General features: G+C 36.4%; 13 protein-coding genes. All 13 read right to left on the reverse strand.

What is annotated here, in order from left to right; translation table 11 throughout:
- Nucleotides 1–4: 4 nt before the first annotated feature.
- On the reverse strand, nt 5–982 hold the full coding sequence (locus G592_RS0111390; RefSeq protein WP_028247935.1) for an aldolase catalytic domain-containing protein: 978 nt from the start codon (nt 980–982) through the stop codon (nt 5–7).
- A 107-nt stretch (nt 983–1,089) separates the two neighbouring features.
- On the reverse strand, nt 1,090–2,946 hold the full coding sequence (locus G592_RS0111395; RefSeq protein ID WP_028247936.1) for a methyl-accepting chemotaxis protein: 1,857 nt from the start codon (nt 2,944–2,946) through the stop codon (nt 1,090–1,092).
- Between the two features lie 460 nt (nt 2,947–3,406).
- On the reverse strand, nt 3,407–5,131 hold the full coding sequence (locus G592_RS0111405) for a methyl-accepting chemotaxis protein (protein ID WP_028247937.1): 1,725 nt from the start codon (nt 5,129–5,131) through the stop codon (nt 3,407–3,409).
- Nucleotides 5,132–5,143: 12 nt separating this feature from the next.
- Nucleotides 5,144–6,595, reverse strand: a complete 1,452-nt coding sequence (locus G592_RS16380; protein ID WP_081660401.1) for an extracellular solute-binding protein — start codon at nt 6,593–6,595, stop codon at nt 5,144–5,146.
- Nucleotides 6,596–6,726: 131 nt separating this feature from the next.
- A complete protein-coding gene (locus G592_RS0111415) occupies nt 6,727–7,737 on the reverse strand; it encodes a GGGtGRT protein (protein WP_015549538.1) in 1,011 nt (336 codons plus the stop codon).
- 21 nt (nt 7,738–7,758) lie between these two features.
- A complete protein-coding gene (locus tag G592_RS0111420) occupies nt 7,759–8,451 on the reverse strand; it encodes an iron-sulfur cluster assembly scaffold protein (protein WP_015549537.1) in 693 nt (230 codons plus the stop codon).
- 203 nt (nt 8,452–8,654) lie between these two features.
- Nucleotides 8,655–11,036, reverse strand: a complete 2,382-nt coding sequence (locus G592_RS0111425) for an HD-GYP domain-containing protein (RefSeq protein WP_028247938.1) — start codon at nt 11,034–11,036, stop codon at nt 8,655–8,657.
- 16 nt (nt 11,037–11,052) lie between these two features.
- Nucleotides 11,053–15,063: an ATP-binding protein gene (locus tag G592_RS16385; RefSeq protein WP_196801841.1), complete on the reverse strand. Its 4,011-nt coding sequence runs from the start codon at nt 15,061–15,063 to the stop codon at nt 11,053–11,055.
- A gap of 17 nt (nt 15,064–15,080) precedes the next feature.
- Entirely contained in the window at nt 15,081–17,210 is a 2,130-nt protein-coding gene (locus G592_RS16390) for an HD domain-containing phosphohydrolase (protein ID WP_036952738.1), read from the reverse strand.
- A gap of 184 nt (nt 17,211–17,394) precedes the next feature.
- The gene (locus G592_RS0111440) at nt 17,395–18,063 is read right to left on the reverse strand and encodes a UDP-N-acetylglucosamine pyrophosphorylase (protein ID WP_028247939.1); all 669 of its coding nucleotides are present in this window, start codon (nt 18,061–18,063) and stop codon (nt 17,395–17,397) included.
- 18 nt (nt 18,064–18,081) lie between these two features.
- A complete protein-coding gene (locus G592_RS16395) occupies nt 18,082–21,891 on the reverse strand; it encodes a DNA topoisomerase III (protein WP_081660402.1) in 3,810 nt (1,269 codons plus the stop codon).
- Between the two features lie 104 nt (nt 21,892–21,995).
- Complete coding sequence (locus G592_RS0111450) at nt 21,996–23,357, reverse strand: ATP-binding protein (RefSeq protein WP_028247940.1); 1,362 nt, start codon at nt 23,355–23,357, stop codon at nt 21,996–21,998.
- A 118-nt stretch (nt 23,358–23,475) separates the two neighbouring features.
- The gene (locus G592_RS0111455; RefSeq protein ID WP_028247941.1) at nt 23,476–24,240 is read right to left on the reverse strand and encodes a response regulator; all 765 of its coding nucleotides are present in this window, start codon (nt 24,238–24,240) and stop codon (nt 23,476–23,478) included.
- Between the last annotated feature and the right edge of the window lie 11 nt (nt 24,241–24,251).

The raw sequence follows: 24,251 nt of genomic DNA on the forward strand, positions 1-24,251 counted from the left end.
ATTATTAATCTAAATTCAGCATCTCCTGGTAGAAAGCAAAGTAATCCTTTCTGCCCTGCTTAGTAAACTCTATAGCAGTCCTTGGATGTTGATTCAAAAGACCAGTTGTAAGGTACTGCATATCGTAGCCCCATACAACTCCCTGCTCTTTTAGAGGAAGCATAAAGTCCTCTACAAACTTGATGGCATATCTTTCTTTATACTTAGGATTCTTTAAAAATCCTAAAAGAAGCTCCATTGCACAGTTTCCTGCACCACGTCCCATGCTGCAATATGTAGCATCAAGATAATCAACATTATCTCCAACTGCCTCTATGGTATTAGCGAATGCAAGCTTTTGATTATCATGAGCATGCATTCCCACACGCTTGCCATATTTTGATGCGATTTCGTAGTACATATCAGCTATACGCTCTGTCTGTTCAGGATAAAGAGACCCATAACTGTCTACAATGTAAATACAAGAAATTGGAGTCTGACAAACAATATCAAGGGCTGATTTGATGTCTTCCATAGAGGCTGTAGAAATAGCCATAATATTACAGGTAGTCTCGTAGCCCTTATTATATGCATCCTCAATCATCTGAACAGCTCCTGGAAGCTGATGAAGATATGTAGCAACTCTAATTAGATCCACAGGGCTTTCAGCCTTTGGACGAATATCTTCCTTGTAATTACATCTTCCTACATCAGCCATAATAGCAAGCTTTAAATCTGTATCGTTTTCACCAACAATTTTTCTAATATAATCATCAGATGAAAACTTCCAAGGGCCAAATTTGTCCTCATCAAACTGCTCTTTATCGGCTCTGTAGCCCATTTCCATATAATCAACTCCAGCCTTTACATTTGTAAGATAAAGAGCCTTTGCAAATTCATCTGTAAAATAAAAATCATTTACAAGACCTCCATCACGTAAAGTTGCATCAACAACTCTGACGCTCTCTCTTACCTCTAAAAGCTTAGATATTTCTTTTTTCATTTATGTGGTCCTCCGGTTGCTTTAGTGCTTAAAAGTATTAAAGTACCTCCTAGTATAAACATACCAGGAGGCACTGTCAACTATAATATTATTAAGTTCTAAAGGGATTATACTATCTCAAACTTCTGAGTGCTAGCATTCAATTGCTTGGTTACATCATTATTCTGATCCATCGCTTCATTAATGCCCTGGATTTCACCAACAATTTCTGTTGCTGAGGCTGCTGACATACCAATAGCACTAGAGCTTTCTTCTACTGAACGAGAAATAGTTTCAATCTGTCCAGCCATCTCATTCATCACAGCATTTAGATTGTCAGCTTTTTCAGTAAAAGTAGCAAGCATATCCTCAATCATTGAAGCTGTATCTTCATATTTAGAACCAGTTTCTACAAAGGCATCATAATCAGCAAGTACATTTTCATTGATAAATTCAATAACCTGAATAGCATTATCTGAAAGTGTCTTAACAGCAGCTGTAACCTTACCGGAAATCTCCTGAATATTACCAGCTGTATCTCTAGAATTTGCTGCAAGCTTACTAATTTCATCTGCTACTACAGCAAAGCCCTTTCCAGCTTCACCAGCACGAGCTGCTTCAATTGATGCATTAAGTGCAAGTAAGTTTGTCTGACTAGCAATATCCAAAATCTCATTAGTCAAATCACTAATCTGGTTAACCTGCTCAGACTCCTTAACAGACTCCTCGAGAACCTTTGAAAGCTCTTCCATCTTAGCGCCAGTATTATCTTTCTTTTCCGTTGCTTCCTTCTTTATAGAATTAGCAGCTTCTTTAATTTCATCTGCCTTTTCAGCACCAGCTCTTGCTTCAGAATCAATAGCATCCGTAGCCTCTCTAACTTCCTGAACTTTGTCATTAAGCTCAGAAGTTGTTGCAGAAACATTTTCCATAGATGCTGCAAGCTCTTCCATGGCTGCAGATGTATTTGTTACATTATCACTAGCACTTTGAATCTTTACAATAACACTATCTGCAGATGATGTAAGAACTGTTGCTCCATCCTTAACATCTCTGATTACACCCTGCAATGTTCCTAAGAACTGATTGATACAATCAGATATAAGTGCAAGCTCTGTTTTTGTTTTTGTGTTTATTCGGGCAGTTAAATCGCCCTTGCCCTTATTGATATTATTAATGATAGCTTGTAATTCATATGAAATACCAAGTATAGTCTTATTAATTCTAACAAATGAAAGCACAAAGCTAAGTATAATCAAGACAACAACCACTGCCATGACTATATATCCCTTTACAGAAACCTGGGCAATGTAACCATCCAAATAAGCGCTAAAGCCCTCGCTTAGAGAATTAATTCCCTCATCAACAGCATCTAAAGCATCATTTGTTGCAACAAGGCTTGTTCCGTAATCACCAGATACACAGCCAATTGCTCCCGTCAAATCACCTGATTTGATAAAGTTTTCCATAGCACCAGCTGCAGCAACTAATGCCTCTGCGCTAGCTCTGAGATTATCAACTCTCTCCTGCCCATCTGGTAGGTTTCCAACCAGTATACTAGCATCCAAATAATCAAGATGAGAGCCAATATCATTCATATAACCTTCCATCTCCGCAAATTCTTCAGCTGGCATTTCCTTGCCTGCCTCAAGTTGTCCTAATGTACGATTAATTTCAGCTGAAATATGAACTACATCTTGACGTAATGCAGCCGATTCCTGTGCGCAAATAAGTTCATTTTCACTTGCTACTAAAGCCAGTGACTTTACGCTTTGCATAGCTGAGTTGGAAATCACTGCATATATTATAAATGCCGCAAGTATAGCAACATTTACAATTATGTTTTGAAAAGAAATTGATTGGAAAAAGTTGCCTTTATTATTTTCAACAACCTTTCCAACAGCTTTAAGATTTTCCTTTTGCTCAGCTGTAAGATTTTTATCAAGCCTCTGTTTTATTTTCTCTTGCCTTTCTTCTGTTCCCATTGCGCACCCCCATTTAAATTAATGGCTAATTAATGGCTAATAAAATTATATACCCATACGTTTTAATTGGTTAAGAGGTGTCACAAAAAAAACATATAATGTTTAAAAAATGTACAATTTCTATGGATTTTTATGAGATAAAACATTTGATTAATCTCATTTTAAAAACTAAAAAAGAGCTCTTGGATAAACCAAGAGCTCTAAAATACAATATAACAATGACAGTCGGGCTCATTTAAAGAAATCTCCTTTGGAGATTTGAGCCCTCCAGTACATTTTTGTGAAAGCTTTCAGCTTCCCCAAAAATGTAATTTAGAACTTACCAGCAGTAGCAGCTTCCTCAACTGAAACTGCAACTTACATTATTCATGTCATTGTTTGAAACAATTGCATAGATAATAAATGCAGCTAGAATAACTGCATTTACAACAATATTTTGGAAGGTAATTGAAATCAATTACTAAATCTTTGTAAAAATAGCTGTTTCCTCTTCAAGCTCTCCAGCTATCTTCTGGTTCTCGTCCATACGTTTAGAAATATTATCCATATCATATACCAGATTCTGAGTGCTTTCGGCTGCAGAAGAAACGCCCTTAACACCATCTTCTATGGCCGAGGTAATACTACTAATGGATTCTGCTATCTCAGTGAATTTATCTTTAAATCCTTCTGTTATATCAGTAAAATCAGCCATAACCGATTCAATATAATCAGCATTATCCTTATACTTTTCACCATCTTCTACGAAACGTTCAAATTCTGGAAGAATAGAATTCTGCATGTAATCTACTAACTCATTTGCATTATCTGCGAGGTTATGAACCGCATTAACTACTACAGAGTTAATCTCCTGAATATTAGCAGCAGTCTGACGGCTGTTTTCTGCAAGACCACCAATCTCATCTGCAACAACAGCAAAACCTTTTCCTGCCTCTCCCGCTCTGGCAGCTTCAATTGAAGCATTTAAAGAAAGCAAATTGGTCTGGCTTGCGATACTCATAATATCATCTGTAAGTGAGTTTACCTGATCTACACTTTGGCTATCTGTAATAGCCTGATTTAAAGCTGCAAGAATGTTATCAACCTTTTTATTTGTTTCATCCATGTTCTCTCGAGCATTCTGTTCCATAACATCAGCATGCTCCTTCATAGTCTTAGAATATTCGTTGATTTCACGGCTCTTATTCGCCATCTCATCAACTTCGATTCTTACCTGCTCTGTGTTGTTATTTATCATGCCAGCACTATTTGCCACCTCCTGCATGGTAGCAGAAAGCTCTTCTGTTAATGCTGACAAATCCGAAGCACTGTCATTTGATGTTTTGACACTTCCCATAACATCATTAACTACCTTGTCCATGGCTGTTGAATTGTTAGTAATCATGATAAAAATACCCTGAAGACGTTCTATAAACTCATTAATACCACGACTAAGCATTCCTATTTCATCGTTGGACTCAATAGTTAATCTTCTTGTCAAATCACCTTCTCTACTATTTATACCATCAATAATTTCATGGAGTTCTGATTCTGCCTTAGTAACAGGGCGCAATATTTTTCTTGCAACAACTATAACAGCCGCAATTACTGAAATTATACTTATAATTACAATTATCAAACTTGCAAAACTTGCAACCATGTTTGCGGTAGATAAAGCCTGTCTTTGAACATCTGATTCAGTGTGAATTGCTGCAATGACATTATCTATATCCTGATTAAGTTTCTGTGCACTTTCAGCTACCTGTCCGTTTGCAGTAGCATATGCATCCTTCGTTCTCTGATTAGCACTCTGTGCCAGAAGAATCATTATAGAATCCTTAAAGCTTTGGAAGTCAGCTTTCATAGTTTCAAAATTTGTATCTTCAGCCGCAAACTGATTTCCATACTCGACCATGGCATTATCTAATACAGCTTCCTCTTCTTCTATCTTTGATACCACTGAAGTCATTGTCTCAAAATCAGTAGCAACAATATGAGAAAGAGCAAGTGAATGAATATCCTTTGCTGTTTGGCCAATTGTATCAAGTTCTGTAATAGCAACCATATATTCATCTGCAATTTTTGTAGCAGTATGATTAACCTTGCTCAAATTAAAGAGTGCCATAACATTAGAAAAAATAGATAGAATTCCCAATAAAAGGACTGGGATTAAAATATATAATCTAATACTTGTTTTCTTACTCATCCTGACGCCCTCCTATTGCTTATTTTCCTCTGAATTTTCTGTTGTAGTTTCTTCTATAATTTCCTCTGTTGTTTCTTCTGTTGTTTCTTCTGTTGTTTCTTCTGTTGTCTCTTCTGTAGCTTCTTCTACAACATCTTCAGTTGCTTCTTCTTTATTTTCTTCTGGAGCAGCTTCACCTTCTTCTGTTACCAGGTCACCAGTAGATTCCTCTCCAGTAATTTCTGTTACCATTTCATTTAAAAGAACCTGAACATCTTTACCCGAAGGATTACCCTGGCTCATAAGCGTTCCAAAGTTAGCTGCCGGATCCCAATAGGTTCCGCCAACTCTCTGCAAGCTTGAATATTCTGCCTGCTGTTGTAATGCCTGAATAGCTTTAGATTCTGCAACAGCACCTGAGCCTGAAGCATTTGTATTAGATGGTCCCTGTCCTCTCATTTCAAATCTTAAAGTCTGATTTTGCTCATTGGTCATCCAATCTGCAAATTTCGCTGCCCAAGCCTGATTTTTAGAATAAGAATTAACGCCTACAAGCTTATATCCTGCATAGCTGGACATCTGAACCTGCTGTCCTGCCACAGTATACGTAGGAAGCTTGCATGCAGCATAATTATCACCCCAAGCTTCCTTTATTCCATTTTCATCCCAAATACCACTAACACCAGCAGCAAAGGTGCCATCAGCTGCCCCACCTACAAATCCATCATTACTCTCACATGTAAATGCTGGATTTCTACCAATTGCAGCCATAGCCTCTGCAACATCTCGACCAGTTATATTTGTGTATTTTGCATTCCAATTGCAGTAGGTAGAAATTCCGTCATCATTAAGACCAATCTCCATGTCTGTGTTTCCAAAAAACGCATACATGTACCAACCAGAATTCATCTCCATAAATACCTTTTGTCCTGCAGCACCTGCAGCTGCCATAAGACTATCCATAGACTGAACTGCTTCATCACTTATAACCGCTTTATTATAAAATAAGAAATATCCATTATCTGCTGTCAATGGGTAAGCATATAATGTTCCATTTACGGAAGCAGCGTCACTTGCAGCTGCTAAATTTCTACCTGAAATCTCACTGTCATTTTCAACTTTTTTAAGGACACCAGAAGCAACTAAAGCCATGAGCTGATCATCAGCAAAAGTGAATACATCTGGAGCATTTAACACATCTCCAAGTATTTCATCCTTAGCACTGGATTCACTATGAGCCTCAAAGGTAATTTTGAAATTTGCCATACTACCATACTCTTTAATGAAGCCACTAATTATTTGATTAACCAGCTCTTCATCTTCATCGGCTCCCCAAACTCTTAGAGAAACATCACCCGATGGCAATCCAGTCTCTTCCTCAGGAGCTTCGGCTGTTACTGCAGTCTCCTCCTTGGAACCACATCCTGCGAAAAGAGCTGTGATTAACAATAAAGAAACAAAAAAACTAAAAAACCTTTTGCTCATAGAAAAACCTCCTACATGCACAAATCAATTGCTAGCAATAGAATAGCATATAAATGTTACAGAATTGTCAACAAGGGCAATAAAAAAGAGCCCTCAGGAAGCCTGAGAGCTCTTTAATAATTTAAGTATAATTAGAACTTACCAGCTGTAGCAGCTTCCTCAACTGAAACTGCAACTGCAACTGTAGCACCAACCATTGGGTTGTTACCCATACCGATAAGCCCCATCATCTCAACGTGTGCAGGAACTGAAGATGAACCAGCGAACTGAGCATCTGAGTGCATACGTCCAAGAGTATCTGTCATACCGTATGAAGCAGGACCTGCTGCCATGTTATCTGGGTGAAGTGTACGTCCTGTACCACCACCTGATGCAACTGAGAAGTACTTCTTACCAAGGTCTACGCACTCCTTCTTGTATGTACCAGCTACTGGATGCTGGAAACGTGTAGGGTTTGTAGAGTTACCTGTGATAGAAACACCAACGTTCTCGTGGTGCATGATAGCAACACCTTCCTGAACATCATCAGCGCCGTAGCACTTAACTGTTGCACGAAGACCATTTGAGTATGCCTTCTCAGAAACGATGTTAAGCTTTGCTTCCTTATAATCGTACTTTGTCTCAACAAATGTGAAACCGTTGATACGTGAGATAATCTGTGCAGCGTCCTTACCAAGACCGTTAAGGATAACACGAAGAGGCTTCTGACGAACCTTGTTAGCCTTCTCAGCGATACCGATAGCACCCTCAGCTGCAGCGAATGACTCGTGACCTGCGAGGAAGCAGAAGCACTCTGTCTCCTCCTCAAGGAGCATCTTACCAAGGTTACCATGGCCAAGACCTACCTTACGGTGATCAGCTACAGAACCAGGGATACAGAAAGCCTGAAGACCCTCTCCGATTGCAGCAGCTGCATCAGCAGCCTTACGGCAATCCTTCTTAATTGCGATTGCAGCACCTACAGTGTAAGCCCAGCAAGCGTTCTCGAAGCAGATAGGCTGAATCTTCTTAACCTGCTCGTATACATCAAGACCAGCGTCCTTTGTAATCTTCTCAGCTTCTTCGATTGAGCTGATACCATACTTATTAAGAACAGCATTGATCTGATCAATTCTTCTCTCATATGATTCAAATAAAGACATTATTGTTTCTCCTTTCTATAATTATTCCTGACGTGGATCGATAATCTTAACAGCATCGTCAACACGACCGTACTGGCCCTTTGCCTTCTCCCATGCTGTGTTAGGATCATCACCCTTCTTAATGAAGTCTGTCATCTTTCCAAGAGAAACAAACTGGTAACCGATAACTTCGTTATCAGCATCAAGTGCGATACCTGTTACATAGCCTTCAGCCATCTCAAGGTAACGAACACCCTTTTCCTTTGTTGCGTACATTGTACCAACCTGTGAACGAAGACCCTTTCCAAGATCCTCAAGACCAGCACCAACTGCAAGTCCGTCATCAGAGAATGCAGACTGTGTACGTCCGTAAACAATCTGAAGGAAAAGCTCTCTCATAGCTGTATTGATAGCATCACAAACAAGGTCTGTATTAAGAGCCTCAAGGATTGTCTTTCCCTGAAGGATCTCTGCTGCCATAGCAGCTGAATGTGTCATACCTGAGCAACCAATTGTCTCAACAAGAGCTTCCTCAATAACACCATTCTTAACATTTAAAGATAATTTGCAGGCACCCTGCTGTGGAGCACACCAGCCTACACCGTGTGTGAAACCGCTAATATCAGAAATCTGCTTAGCGTGTACCCATTTTCCCTCTTCAGGGATAGGAGCTGGTTCATGCTTTGCGCCCTTAGCTACAGGACACATGTTTTCTACTTCTTTTGTGTAAATCATTGTAGAACTCCTTTCTTCGTTCGATTAATGACCATTAAAATGTAATTGCTACTTACATTAATGACATAATTTAGAACGTGCTTATAAACATAAGCGCGCTATCGAGAATATTTTCTCATTTTTTGTTTATTTAGTAAAGTATTCTTTTGAACTTTTTGTTAAAAATTTGACTAAGAGTTATGCATATAACCTAACTCATCATTCTATTCATAAATTCTAATGTCCGTAATGGCACATTGGTCACCTGTAATAGAAAAATATAGTTTTTCTGGCATAAGAAGAAACATAGTTTTATTCTTGATTTTAAAATCAGAATTTTCAATGGCCATCTCCAGAGTGTCGCCAGATATCCTAAACGAAATATGGCATTCCATTCCCTTTTTATTTTTCTCTTTCCAGGTATCCCAATTCTTAAACTCCCTAGTTTTTTTAACTATAGGATCATTGGTAGCAAGTGTTGAATCACTCTTAAGCTCTCCATTCATTTGAATAAGTGCATATTCCAAATAATTTTCCCCATCAACCTTGCCATCATCTGAAGAGTACACGACTATAAAAGGGCAATTCCAAATGAAATTTGCCATTGGAAGGCTCATTGTATGGAATTCACAATTCAATCCATCCGTTATAAGAGTACCATCAGACGATGCCGAACGGAAACGATCAATCTGAAGATTAGGTAAATCTCCTTCAAGTCTGTTAATGTAATTGTTGGCTGGAGCAATTCGTGTGAACTGATCATCTGTAAATATCTCTTCTGTACGTTCTATATTTATGTTACTAATATTACAATATTCACCTGTGATGCCTATATAGGCGTACTTTGAATTCTCAGGTAAAGCCATAATAACATCTATAACTTCAGAATCACTTGATATGCTTATCTTTAGATGATCCCCACATTTAGCTGCAGTCATCTCATAGGCAGCACCGTAAAACTCCGAAATGCTTCCACCTTTTTGAGAAATTGTAACTTCCATGTTCTTAGCCTTAGTGGAATTATAGTGCCCATTAAACCAAATCTCCCCAAATTCTAAATACCCAAACGCGCTTATACTCTTCTCATCAGAATGGATTCTTCCATCGTAAGCATCAAAAACAATAATTGATGGTGCCGAAAATCCCGTTGGCGAATCGCTATTAAGGCTCCATTCAAAACCGATTTTTGTAAACTTATCATCAATAAGAATTCCCTTTGTAACATTACTTCTATATTCATTAACAGAGAGGTATTCATCAGGCTTATTATCTATATCTTCCACATTTTCACGTAACTTATAGTCCTTATCGCTGTCAATAAGACTAATCATAATAGCTGCAAAACGTGGATCAAATGCTGTTCCTGATTTTTTTAAAAATTCTTCTCTAACAATCACTTGAGGATACGCATCCCTGTCACTTTTTCTTGAAGTCATATTGTCATAATAATCTGCAACAGCAATTATTCTGGCTATCTCTGGAATCTCATCACCTTTTAAATGGTCAGGATACCCACTTCCATCATATCTTTCATGATGATAATGTGCTCCATCCTTTAAGAAAGGATATTCAGTAATATTAGAAAGAATATCTGCGCCAATAACCGTCTTTCTTCGATAGATTTTTAATTCTTCATCATTTAAATCCTTGCCCTTACTAACAATGGATTCTGGAAGTCCAACCTTTCCAATATCATGTAATAAGGCAGCAGAATATATTTCATCACATTCCTTATCACTCTTCCCACAGGTTTTTGCTATTGCCTTTGCATAATTTGCAACACGATCCGAATGACCTAATGTATATACATCCTTAGCCTCAATAGCCCCCATGAAAGCAGATGATGTCTGATAGAAAAGACGTTGCATACTCTCCTGCTCTTTTTTCAAAAAGTCAATCTCGCTACGCTTGCCCTCCTCCATTTCTCGATTAAGCTTAAATAAAGCTACTACGTAAATAAATATGCAAGTAATAATAATTCCTATATTGGTCATTGATGTTCCCGCTATAAATAATTGAGCAATTGAGCAGATTAAAGGAACAACAATAAAAAGAGTATTTGAAAGATTAATTATCCAATCTAAATATCTTTTATATTTTATAATTGCAGTCAATTGAATCAAAGGCACGAAGAATGGGAAAATATAACTTATAATATATCCCGGTCCTCTGCTATAAATATTATTTGAATCAAATGTATAATATATTCCTGATAAGCCACAGAAAATACAAAGTATAATTCCAATAATCATAAATATCGTGCAAAAATCCAGTCGTAGCGGAGTCTTCTTCATCTTTCCTTCATTCTTATATAAATCAATAAGATATAGATTGAATGCCAATACAATAACATCAGTAAATAGGTAATCCATGAAAATAGAAAGACGATGCATGAAAAGACCTAATTGGGATATATCACCATTGTAGAAGTATGAAAGTCTATCAGAATAAAGCAAAGTCATTGCGCTTAGTTCCAAAAACAACAGCGTAATTCTTCTGCTTAAAGGCAAAGCTCTAGCAACAATTACAAAAATTGCTATTGTTCCGCAAATACTGCTTAGAGCCAGCATCAGATCCAATTGATGTTTGATAAAAAATTCTAACATCCTTCTTTCATCCTCTCTACAATGAGTGTAATTTTGTAAGCTTGGTATATAGACTTCTACATTCAGATAGGAAACTGTCTGTATTATCTGCTATATAATCTAAATCATTACGATTTCCTGCAGCCTCCAAAGACTCTGCAACTGCCACCAAATCATTAGCGCCTACAATTGAACAGGAGGTTCTTAAACTATGCATTTTAATAGTGTATAGCTTGATATCTAAATTCTTATAAGCATCATCAATACCGTTAACATATTTATTTATGGCATCCATAAATGTAAGCAATGATGTCAGATATTGACCAGCCCCACCATTATCTCTAATTCCATCTCGTACATTAAGTTCCTTAATGTTATAAAGCCATTCTTTATCTTTTGGAAGTTCAGAATCCTCTTCATAACCATCCGTATCAGATAGCTTCATGTAAATTTTTGTTGGAATGTGCTTTAAAATTGTTTTTTCCAACAATTTGCTATCAACAGGTTTTAACAATACACCATTAAAACCTTTAGACTGATAGAATTCTTCATCCTCTATTGGTACGGAAGAAATAGCATAAACAGGAATATCGGGAACAATATCACGTACACGAATTAAAAGTTCTGAAGCAGTTATGTCAGGCATATGATAATCCATCAATACAAGGTTATAGCTTCCAAATTTTATTTTCTCAAGGCATTCTTCACCTGTTGTGGCTATTCCTACAAACATCCTTGTTTCTTTCAGAATGTTCTTGACAATATTCAAGCTTTTCATATTGTTATCTACAACAAGAACTTCCGCCTCTGGAGCAACAAAACTAGGAATATAAAGTCCCTGGGTTACCCTGTTCTCTTTTTCCTTAAATAAACTAACTGGTGTTGAATTAACTATTTTTTGTCTAACCTTAAAAGTGAAGGTTGCCCCTTGCCCCTCTTCACTGGAAACCTCGATTGTTCCATTCATTAGATTAGCGAACATTCTAGATAAAGTAAGTCCCAATCCAAATTCATAAGGAAGACCTACCGTCATATATCCAATAGTTTCAAAGGAGTTAAATATAACATCCTTGAATTCATCACTAATTCCTGCTCCTGTATCCTTTACAGAAATGCTCAAATCACAATAATTATTCTCTATTGAATCAACTGTTGCCCGTATAGTCACACCGCCATCAGAAGTATACTTAACCCCATTATTAATCAATGTCCAAATAATCTGGCTTAATTTATCAACATCTCCAAAAAGGCGGACTGGCATCTTTTCATCCACTTCGAACTCAAAAGATAGGCCTTTTTCATTGCAAAGATGTCTCGTTATTGATATTGCGCTTTGCATAGCCTCCACAGTATCGTATTCCTTTTCATTAACTGTAGCCTTTCCTGATTCTATATTGGATATATATATTAACGAATCAATTAACTCCAATAGATTTTCAGATTCATTTTTTATTTCCATAGCATCATTAATAACTGAGAAGAAATATTCATTAGAAGAAACTGTAGGATCTCTTCTAAGAATCATTTCATCGGCACCCATAATCGTAATCAATGGGGTCCTAAGGAAATTTGAAATATTAGCAAGGAATCGTTCTTTTACGCTATTTGCTCTTGCCAGTTCATCAGTGGTTTCCTGTAATTTTTCATACTGTTTACTTATAGTTGTTTTAAACAATATTCTCCATGCCAAAACACCACCTATAATTAGGAACAATAATAAAATAACAGCCTGAACAAAAGCCATTTCATAAAGTAATGGTTTCTTTTCAATGAGAAACTTTTTTTCCCGAAGAATTTCGTTTCCACTTTGATTCAGCATTTGAAGATGTAGATTGTATGTTCCATATCTAAGACCGGTAAATTCCAACGGTCTAAGTTTATTAAGAAGCTCAGTTGCCCCCTGATCCTTCACTCCCTCTAGACATATATGTATCTTAGGATTAGTTTCAGAATAATCCAAAATAGCTGGAACAAAAGTAATTCGATTAGCCCCTGCTGGAATGATATATTTTCCATTTTTATCGGGATAAATGTATTTGCCGTCACATATAACCGAACGTAATTCAAAATTTAAATCAACATATTCTTCCACAAACTTTTCTATGTTAAATTTACAAACACCCTTATGACTTGATACATATAAATTTGAATTCTCATCTAAAGAACTGTAACTATTTCCCGTAGGAATACTTGGCAAGCCATTCAAAAGATTATAATGTATATATTCATTAACATTATCATCAATCATACTCTGAGCATTTACGCAATAAATACCATCAGAAGCAAGAACCCATAAGTCCTTACCATTTTCTTTAAAATATACATCATAACAATTGTTGTAAGGGAAAGATGTTACATTAACAATAATGTCGTTTTTAATATATTGTATGGAGTTTGAAGTAATTACCCAAAATACTTCCCTTGTTTTGTCCCAGATAATTCGCATAACAATATCAGAGGTCAAACCATTGTTGATACTATAATGTCTTAGACCTCTTTCGTTCAAAATATATATTCCGTTTCCATTTGTGCCTATATATAAATCTTTATCTTTTTCATAAAGAGACAAAATACTGTCATCTATTCTTAAGCTTTCAATATTCTTCTTCGATTGGACTTTAAAATCCTTAATATAACTTATTCCTTTATTACCACCAACTACTATTGTGCCATCGGATAACTCTAATGAGCAGCGAACCTGCACACTAGGTAATCCCTCTTTCGTAGTAAAGTTTATAATTTCACCACTTTTTTTCTGACATACAAGGCCTAATCCATTGTTGTATACGCATAACCATAAATTATCCTGTGAATCACTCATTATATGCCGAACACAAGATTTTCCTATATACTCTGTTAGTTTATTTGTAACTTGATTTCCATAAACATCTAATATATAAAGGCCTTCCTCTGTTCCCATATAAAGGTAACTTTTATTTATATAATTTGCGTAAACCACAAGATTATTAAAATCATAACGACTGGTAACGCTGGTAAAATTGCAGGTAACTATTTTCATAACACCTGCTGTAGATGAAGCAATCCAAAGATTCCCCTGGTAATCAGACGTGAGCATTTCTATATCCGTATTCAGCGGAAGATCTTTTATTTCCTTGAAATTTTTATGTTCATCTATATAACCAATAGAAGTGTGTGATGCTGCCCATACCCTGTCGCAATCAATACTAAGCCAATAAATGTAATCTAGTGGCTTCGCATTAATCTTTCGTAAATCCGAATAGGAATCACCAAAATTTCCGTAGTAGATTAATCCCGATTCTGTACCTATATATACCTTTCCAACATCATTAGGATCAGCAATAATTGTGGTAATAAAATCCAAATCTAAATCTGAAGCTCTAAGAATTTGTTCTACTTTTCCATCTATAAGTTTGAATATATTACCATTATCGCAATATCCATATATATCGCCATAATAATCTCGTGTAAGTCTGACTATCCTTCCAGAATCTAATCTACTGTCATCAATATATTTAATATTGTCATCTTTATCGATAACAGCAATACCTTTTGAGGTTCCAATAATAAAGTTTCCTCTACCATCCTCAATTATGGACATAATGCATCGGGAAGGCAGGCCGTCTTCATCTGTAATATGTCTTCTATTCCTCTGTTCATCAAGAATAACCAAGCCATTATCATTTGTACCCACCCACATACGGCCATTTCTGTCCTGATACAGGGTTCTACTACTAGTAAGTCCATCGTATGAATCGAGCCTTTCAAAATCAGCTCCGTCATATCTTATTATTCCACTATATCCTCCTATCCAAATATAACCAGAATCAGAACACAAAATATAATTAGCATCTGAAGTAGGTAGACCATTTGTCGAATCATATACTTTTGCCGTATATCCAAAACCGTTGAGCTGATTAGAGGCAGCATATCCACCGCCGCCTTTTTTCTCCGTTTTCTCCTGCTTTATCTCAGTATCTTTTCCATAGACATAAGGTTTCTTTTCGAAAGAAACCATCAAAGCAAAAATCAATATTAATAATGGCAATACTTTTATTCTTCGACTCATACTATAAATTGCCCCCATCAATATCTTCTAAAATTACTGTTGTTTATAACTGTTTTAACATCACTGATACATTCCAATAATGCATCAACACATTTAGGATCAAACTTTTTTCCCGACTCAGATTTAATAATCTCTATAGCTTCATCCAATGTGCAGGAGATTTTAAAGCCTCTAGGTGAGATTAATTCATCAAGTTCATTAGCCAGTCCCATAACTCTTGCTGACAGCGGTATAACTTCTCCGTGAAGTCCCTCAGGAAAGCCCTTTCCATCCCATCTTTCATGGTGATAAGCTGCCATATTTCTGGCTTCTTTCAGATACGTATCATCATTTACTATTGTTATAGCCTTTTCCATAATGCGTCTTCCGTAAACCGTATGTAATTTGTATATCTCCTCTTCCTCATTAGTAAGTTCATCTCGCTTATTTATAATAGAATCAGAAATCTGAATCTTTCCTATATCATGAAGAGGCGCAGACATTTCAACCTCCTCCATATACTCATCAGAAAGCTTTTCAGAATAATAGCCCTTTTTCTTTAAACCATTTAATATAATTCGAACATATGCTGCTGTATTATGAACATGAGAAGTAGAATTGATGTCTCTACTCTCAACAATACCTGCCAAAGTAATAATAAGCCCCGTCTGAGTTTTTCTCGTTGTATCCGCAAAATGCCGTAAATCTCTAACATATTCAGCCATTTCTGATTCCATTTGACATATAGTTCTATAAAGCTGTTCTACCTCATCCCCTGTGCAAATGCCTATTGAACGTGTCTTTCGAACATTTTCATCTAATGCATTTTGATTGCCATGACTATCCAGAAACTCACATGCAGCATTTGTAATACAATTAATAGGAATAACAAGCTCATATCCTGCCAGAGTAAAACCAAAAATCATAATCATAACAACAAATCCAGAAAAACATAGGAAAATTTTCATCAAATAATCCCTGGCATATTCGGAAAGAAATGACATATACACGTCAGAAATAGCATAACAAACTATTTCCCCATTGGAATTTCTTACAGGGTAAGAAGCAAACATAACGGATTTATCACTATTAAACATAATCTCATTGATTACTTCTTTATTTTTAAAATAATCATTGTACTTAGAAAACTCATCATAATAAGGAATGATTATTCCATTATCTGAAAGAGTAACCCCTTCTTTTCCTACCTGAAATAGGTATAAAAAACCATTCTGTTCAGGAATAAAAAATGAAAGTTTTACAACACCCTGCGTGTTGTTTAACAGCATTTTCATTTGTTTTTCTACATCATGATACCCTTTGGCTTTGTCACCCCACTTTACATATTCATATATTTCATCACCATCTAAGATTGATGCAGCGTTTTCTACTATTGCAAAAGCCTCATCTGAATACTCTTCTTTACAATCTTCATAATAGAAAGTAATACTAATCCAAATCATAATAATGCTTAGTAAACAAATTGTTGTAGAAAGCATAACACTTATTTTTTTATGAATAGCTTTATTGGTACTTATATTTCTGGTTTCTCTGATTTCCTGTAATGTTAATGGTTTTTGTTTCCATCCATAATTTGCAATATAGTCTCTCGTTCTTTCTGGAATAAGGTGGAAAAATAAGGTAGCCAATCCAATAGCAATACCTTTATCAACGATATTTAGTAAAAAAACAGCAAAAATAACAACAAGCATATAGCTAAATTCATTTTTCACATTTACATACTGGAATATTTCTTCAACATATTCTTCAAAAGGAAGGCCAGAAATGTAGTTCTGAATAAAAGCTCCGAAAACAGAACATACCAGTGCTGCCGTTAGAACAGAATATAGAAATTTTAGAATTTTTGAAGACTTTGAGTAACGGAAAAACCAGCCTGCTAAAATAGCGATAATGACTGTAATTAAAGAATAATATAGATATCCAGGAGAAAAAATATTTAAAAGCATGCTTGTTATCAAACTAACAATAATGCCAGGCAAAACGCCTCCAAGAAATGTGACAAAAATGGTTCCTACAGTATCTAAGTACATAGGAAGATTCATTTTTATAGCAAGATAATTTAAGCAGACATTCAATAATATACCTGCAACACTAAAGATAATAAGATAATATTTGCTATAGTTTCTTTTAGTATAGTGAAAGCTCAAAACCACACCCCCGCAAAAAACCTAGAGTACACAGTACATAAATATCTTATAACAATAATATGTTTATTTTGTTTATTAAATATTAAAAAAGCCTGTCCAAGAGATTGGTATCCTTCTCCTAATTTATTAGTGGAAGGATTCAATCACCTGAGCAGGCGTATTAATATATTAATATTGATTTAGTTTAATTCTTTTTTACAATATTATCCTGTGACTTAAAAATACTGTCAGATTCGATGACACCACGAACTGGTGAAAGAGGATAAATATTAGAACGAGGACAAACAACTGTGCCAGGGTTAAGTACAGAATTGCAACCAACCTCCACATTGTCTCCAAGCATAGCTCCAAATTTCTTAAGACCAGTCTCAATCTGCTCTCCATCACGAGCCTTTACTACAACTAATGTCTTATCAGACTTAACATTTGAAGTAATAGAGCCAGCTCCCATGTGAGATTTGTAGCCTAATATTGAATCACCTACGTAATTGTAGTGAGGAACCTGAACATTATTGAAAAGAACAACATTCTTAAGCTCTGTAGAATTTCCTACTACGCAGTTTTTACCAACAATTGCTGAACCTCTAACAAAAGCACACTGACGAACCTCAGCATCCTCATCAATAATAAGTGGGCCATTAAGATATGCTGAATCAAAAACCTTTGCAGACTTTGCAACCCAGATATCCTCTCCACGCTGTTCAAACTTCTCTGGATCAAGAGTAGGTCCTAACTTCTTAATAAAATCAGAAATCTCTGGAAGAACCTCCCAAGGATAATCCTTGCCCTCGAATAAATCTGCAGCAATAGTTTCATTTAAATTATACATAGATTTAATTTTAGCTTGTTCCATTGTAAACTCCTATCTTAATTAGTTTTGACCATTAAAGTTCTCAAAATCAAACTCTGTTCTAAACTCATCATTAAGTTTTAATCTCGCATCAAAGAATAAACCTTTTTTGCTCAAAAATCCAGTGATAACATCAGTACGTTTTTCCTTGATTAATTTTGTAAACTGATCTTCTGGAATATCTACACCTGCTACCTTACCTACAAAGAAGCTGCAGCTATCCACGTTTCCCTGAATATTATTCTTACATTTATATCCAAAATGATTCTTGATAATAGGACTGCCGCACTTAGGACATGTTAATCCTGGCATCTCTTTTGTTTCATCTTCAAACACAAATCCTATTCCAGTTACCTTGCCATTCTCATCCTTTGAAAGGGTAAGCTTCGCATCAAATTTAGTGCCCTTCTTGGATTTAAAGCCTGATATGGTATCTGTTATACCATTAGAAAGAAGTTCTTTAACCTGAGCTTCCTTAAGCTTCACTCCAGCCACCTGACCAATATTAAATTTGCAGGAATTATCTGGGTCGTCTTTATTGTAATTGCTGCATCCGTATCCAAATGGAGTAACCACAATCTTACCACCACAGATTGGGCAGGCAACATCCTTGATTTCTTTTGCCTCCACATTGTCAAAATCAAAGGAGATTTCGTGCTTTCCTGATTCTTCATTCTTCTTTAAAACAAGGCAGGCGTCAAACTTTTTACCAGACTTTCCCTTAAATCCTCTGACTGTCTTTGTACTTCCTGTTGAAAGCAACTCCTTAACATCAGCATCTGTAAGCTTTTTAGATGCAATTTCACCAATTACAAAATCACATTTGTTTTCTTTATCAAAATACTTTTCGCATGCAAATCCAAAATTAGTCTTTACTATTTTGCTTCCGCAATCAGGACAAACAATATCAGGAACAAAATTAGGCTCAGCATTATCAAAGTCAAACACAACCTCAGTCCTGCCGGACTCTTCATTCTTTTTAAGAATCAGTACCGCATCGAATTTCTTTCCAGATTTTCCTTTAAAGCCTCTTAAAGTATCTGTTTTGCCTTCTTTTAAAAGCTGTGTAGCAACCTGTGGGCTAATATTCTTTCCTGCAATAGTCTTTCCAATGTAGAATTTGCAGGAATTTTCATCTGAAGAGCTGTAGTTTACACAGCCATAGCCTGACATTTTTACAGCAATATCTCCGCCACAGTCTGGACACTTGCAACCTTCCAGCTTGGTAGCTTCAATCCCATCAAAATCGAAGGAAATTACCTTTTTCCCTTCTTCGTTAGTTTTAATTCGAAGCTTTGCATCAAATTTTTGATTAGTCTTTGATTTAAAACCACTAAGTACAGGAGTAACTCCTTCTTTAATAAGAGCACTGAACTCATCTACAGTAAGTTTTCTTCCTGCAACCTCTCCGATTGAGAAATAACATTGATTTTCCTCCTGGAATCTATGCTCGCAGGCAAAACCATAAGCCGTCTGGAAAATTCTTCCACCGCAGGCAGGGCAATTTAAGCCTTCTATGAATTCTGTAGGTGTCTCAGAAAAATCAAATGAAGTAACAAATTCTCCATCTTCGTTCTTTTCCATTTTAAGGACTGATTTAAAAGGCTTACCTGATTTACTCTTAAAGCCTTCTATTAAATCTGTCTTACCTTCAGTGACTAATTTCTTAAATTGTTCTTCTGGAACATCAACTCCAGCAACCTGTCCTAAATTAAATTTACATTTTATATTATCATCGAAGTAGTTTGTACAGCCATATCCGAAGGATGTAGTTGTAAGTTCTCCTCCACATTTAGGACACTTGATTCCAAGAGGCTTTCTAGTAGCCACACCCTTAGAATCCTTGCCAGTAAACTGATTAATGTTCATGGCAATGTTCTGTGTCAAATCCTGATCAATCATATTCTTTGTTTCATTTCGAATATAATCTTCCAGCTGGCTGCGGTAATCTGTAAATTCAACAGAACCATTTATAATTCCTTCCAATCCCTTTTCCCAGTTTGCTGTCTGCTCTGGCTTTAAAAGTGATGGTGTTGTAAGAAGAACAACTTCGTATATCATTTCACCAAGCTTTTCTGGTGTAATGACCTGGGTCTTATTATTTTGATTAAGGTATCCAATACGTACTAATTTTTCGAGGATTTCACCTCTTGTAGCTGAAGTACCAATACCTGTAGTCTTTATCTGCTCTCTAAGCTCTTCATCCTCTATAAGCTTTCCTGCATTTTCCATAGCAAGAATAAGTGAACCCGAAGTATATCTCTTAGGTGGTGAAGTTTTGCCTTCTTTTAGGTCAAAACCATTGACAGAAACTTCATCTCCGATATTTGCAGATTCTACAAATTTAACGAAATCTTCCTTAGAAAAGCTGTCTTCACTTTCCTCAGAATCCTCTCCATCATTATCTGCGGAATCCTTCGCCTTTGGAATACCTGCAATTTCCAAATAGCCAGGTTTAACAAGTACCTTTGCTCCGGCAAAGAACTTTTCATCCCCCACCTGAACAGTAACCTTTACGTTTTTGTACTCTGCAGGAGGATAAAAGATAGATAAGAAACGACGTACTATCAAATCATATACTCTCTGGCTAAGTGGAGATAGTTTATCAATGCCATTACACTGACCAGTAGGTATAATAGCGTAGTGATCAGTAACCTTGCTGTCATCAGTATATGAAGTCTTTTCTATACCAACAAACTTTTGATTACCTATAATGTCTTTAACGAAATTTGCTGTAGGGCCATAATTCTGAAGGCCATATAGATTCTTTCTGATTTCCTTTGCTACAGCTGTAGTAAGTACTCTGGCATCAGTTCTAGGATATGTAGTATATTTCTTTTCGTATAATTCCTGAATAATATCAAGAGTCTGTGCTGGAGAAATCTTGAATCTCTTGGAACACTCAGACTGAAGCTCCGCAAGGTTAAATAAAAGAGGAGCTTTTTTCTTTGAAATACCAGTATCTTTATCTACTAATTTGGCAGAAAGATTTGTTAATTCTGCAATTAATTTCTCTGCACTTTCCTTTTCTTTAAAGCCATTTCCTTTGTCGCCGTATAACAATGGTGACTCGAAATATTTAGATCCTTCTACTGCCTTCCACTCCGCTGGGAAAGCACCTTCTGAAAACTTTCCAATAACCTTAAAGAATGGATCTTCATTGAAATTACGGATTTCTCGCTCACGCTCTACTACCATGCCAAGAACACATGTCATAACGCGGCCAATAGCAATAGCTGAATAACCTGAAGTAGCAGCTGCATCATTTATTAATCTTCCATATTTAACTGAAAGAGCTCTGGAAAAGTTAATACCAAGACTATAATCCTCTATAGTACGCATAATTCCAGAAGCTCCAAGCCTTGCATAATCGCTCATAGGCTTTGCTTCGCGAATTCCTCTAAGGATTTCGTCATCAGTCTGAGAATCAATCCATACACGAAGCTCTGTCATTCCTTCACGAACGCCACCATAATTACGGATATTTTCCTCAATAGTCTGTCCTTCTTTTCCCGAGTCACCTGCCCAGTAAACAGTATCTATATCTTCTCTATGTAAAAGGGAATTAACTACCTTGTACTGCTCTTTTGCAGATTCAACAACGCCATATTTATAATTCTGAGGAAGGAAAGGCAAATCCTCAAGATTCCATTTTTTATATTTAATGTCGTATTCCTCTGGATAAACCATCTGAACCAGATGGCCATAGCACCAGCTAACGACATACTCACCATTTTCAATATAACCATTATTATTACCGCTGACCTTAAGCACTCTGGCAAAATCTCTGGCAACTGATGGTTTCTCAGTGATGATAAGCTTTTTTCCCAAAACATAACTCCCTAAAAATTATTTCTAGATTCAACAAAATCGAAGCCTCTGCAAATCAGATTTGCAAAGGCTTCTACCTGTAAAATTCCTATTAATTATATCAATTATAGCTCTGTCATGTCTACCAGAACTACAGATTTATTTTCCTTAGAAAGTTCTATGAGCTTATCATCAAACTTGGTAGCTGAGAAGAGATAAATTGTATTTGCTGTGATGCGGGCCTTCTTCATAGACTCAAGCAATTCCTCGTATCTCTTGTAGCTCATCTGCTTGTCAGCCCAGTTACAAATACCAACCACATTCTCGCGGTTAGAACTCTGACCGATAACATCGATATTGCCCTCTTTACCTACCCATGTACCAATCTTCACAAGCTTGATTGGAAGCTGGTCAACTACATTGAGCAGATGTAAGTACTCACGGCAAACATCAATAAAATATGTTTGCAAGTATCTATCAAGATGAGGGTAAATAAACTCGTTATAGAAAGACTCAGGTGTACGGGAAATCAGCTCTGACAAATGAGGATAAACAAATGTAAACCAGAAATTGATGTATGGATCTACTATTCTGTAAACACCCTTTTTAGTATTATCCCATCCACCTGTCTCAAATGAAACAACCTTATCAACTACATCAAATGCAGCAAGATTCTTCATATAAACAGAAATCTTAGCGCGGGAATATCCTGTATCTTCGAATAAATCATTAAGTTTTTCATTTCCACTGGCAATTGAACCAAGGATTGTATTGTAACAAGAAAGTTCACGAAGCTCTGATGAAATATATCCTTCAGCCTCCTTATATAAAAATCCTGTAGGACTAAGGATATGCTCACAGACATTTGCCTTAATGTTTTTACGGCCATCCCATCTGTCCACATAGTCAGCTACGCCACCGATAATACCGTAGGTGCTGACACACTGTGCAACTGAATAGCTTGGGAATGCTCTAACCACATCAAGGAATGAAAGATTTTCAAGCTTAATAGTCTCATCCACTGATGACTTGAGAGAACCTACTACCTCTGGGAAAGTGTTCTCTGCCCATACGATAGATGAACTGACAACAATTATCATAACCTTACCAGGGTAAAGCTTACGGTTCTTAAGAGAACAAAGTGCATAGAACAGTTCTGTATTCTTCTTAATAGCAAACTGAGCCTCATCAATAATGACAACAAGCTTTGAACCATCCTTTGAGCGGAAGTTCTTAAAGCTCTCCTCGAAGCTCTGGCTTGCCTTGAGAAAACTATATGTTTCGCGCATCTGCTTATCTAAATAGAAAAGCTGCTTAGCGTCCGAACACTGTCTGCTTCTGTAATAGAAATAAGACTTGCCTGTTGTAAAGGAATCCAAAAGGGCTTCCTTTGCGCTACCGGTTCTACCATACATAAGAACCAGATTATTAGTATTACTTTGGTAAATAGCATCTAACTTCTTGAGTTCGTTTGTTCTAGTAACCATAACAATTCTCCCTAGCAATTTTCTTCAATATATCAGTACGGCTACTATAATAACACATTTCACTTTAGCAGACTACACCAAAAAAGAATTTTATTCAAATTTAATAATTTGTAGATTTTTAATAACTCTTTGCCTTCTCCTTCTCAAAAAATTCATTAATGGACTTAAGGACTTCCATAGGCTTCATTGTCTTTAATAAGTACTTTTCTGGCTTTAAATCAACTGCTGCTATAACAGATTCCCTGTCACTTTTATTTGTAAGGAACATAACTGGAATATGTGATGTAGCAGGATCTGACCTAAGCATCTCTAGAACCTGTGGTCCTGGTGTTACTGGCATTTCATAATCCAGCAAAATCAAATCGACTTTATTCTTTGCCAAAAATGTAATGGCTGCCATTCCAGAATTAACCATAAACACCTGATAGTATCCTTCCAACCAGCTCTTAATGGTTCTAAGCATGGTTCCGTCATCATCAACAACAAGAATTTTCTTATTTTGAAGACGCTCATCCTCAGCCTGTAATACTTTATCCATGGCCACCGCCATATCTTTTACGTTAATTGGACGTAAGAAAGATGCAGCAAGAGGAGTATTTGGCATAAGATTCTTAACACTGTCTATATCATTTTGGGAACCAATAACAGACAGTGATATGTCTCCTTCTAGGGTGCTGTCCTTCAAATAAACAAACAAATCCTTTATTTCTCCAAAGTCATCGATATAAACAAGAAATACCGAAGGACGATTGGCGATCTGACTCAAAGCATCCACGTTATAGGATGCCTTAATGACATCAAAGCCATTGTCTGTCAGCTCCTTTGCAATTGATGAAACCATAAAGCTTTTTGAATCACCAACCAGAACAAGTCTCTTTTCCATAGTCAAATCCT

This window comes from Pseudobutyrivibrio ruminis CF1b (assembly GCF_000424005.1).
GTDB lineage: Bacteria > Bacillota > Clostridia > Lachnospirales > Lachnospiraceae > Pseudobutyrivibrio > Pseudobutyrivibrio ruminis_C.

What these genes read in the sequence shown, in the direction of transcription:
- G592_RS0111390 (WP_028247935.1), bottom strand. Translation starts at nt 982, where the DNA reads ATGAAAAAAGAAATATCTAAGCTTTTAGAGGTAAGAGAGAGCGTCAGA.
- G592_RS0111395 (WP_028247936.1), bottom strand. Translation starts at nt 2,946, where the DNA reads ATGGGAACAGAAGAAAGGCAAGAGAAAATAAAACAGAGGCTTGATAAA.
- G592_RS0111405 (WP_028247937.1), bottom strand. Translation starts at nt 5,131, where the DNA reads ATGAGTAAGAAAACAAGTATTAGATTATATATTTTAATCCCAGTCCTT.
- G592_RS16380 (WP_081660401.1), bottom strand. Translation starts at nt 6,595, where the DNA reads ATGAGCAAAAGGTTTTTTAGTTTTTTTGTTTCTTTATTGTTAATCACA.
- G592_RS0111415 (WP_015549538.1), bottom strand. Translation starts at nt 7,737, where the DNA reads ATGTCTTTATTTGAATCATATGAGAGAAGAATTGATCAGATCAATGCT.
- G592_RS0111420 (WP_015549537.1), bottom strand. Translation starts at nt 8,451, where the DNA reads ATGATTTACACAAAAGAAGTAGAAAACATGTGTCCTGTAGCTAAGGGC.
- G592_RS0111425 (WP_028247938.1), bottom strand. Translation starts at nt 11,036, where the DNA reads ATGTTAGAATTTTTTATCAAACATCAATTGGATCTGATGCTGGCTCTA.
- G592_RS16385 (WP_196801841.1), bottom strand. Translation starts at nt 15,063, where the DNA reads ATGAGTCGAAGAATAAAAGTATTGCCATTATTAATATTGATTTTTGCT.
- G592_RS0111440 (WP_028247939.1), bottom strand. Translation starts at nt 18,063, where the DNA reads ATGGAACAAGCTAAAATTAAATCTATGTATAATTTAAATGAAACTATT.
- G592_RS0111450 (WP_028247940.1), bottom strand. Translation starts at nt 23,357, where the DNA reads ATGGTTACTAGAACAAACGAACTCAAGAAGTTAGATGCTATTTACCAA.
- G592_RS0111455 (WP_028247941.1), bottom strand. Translation starts at nt 24,240, where the DNA reads ATGGAAAAGAGACTTGTTCTGGTTGGTGATTCAAAAAGCTTTATGGTT.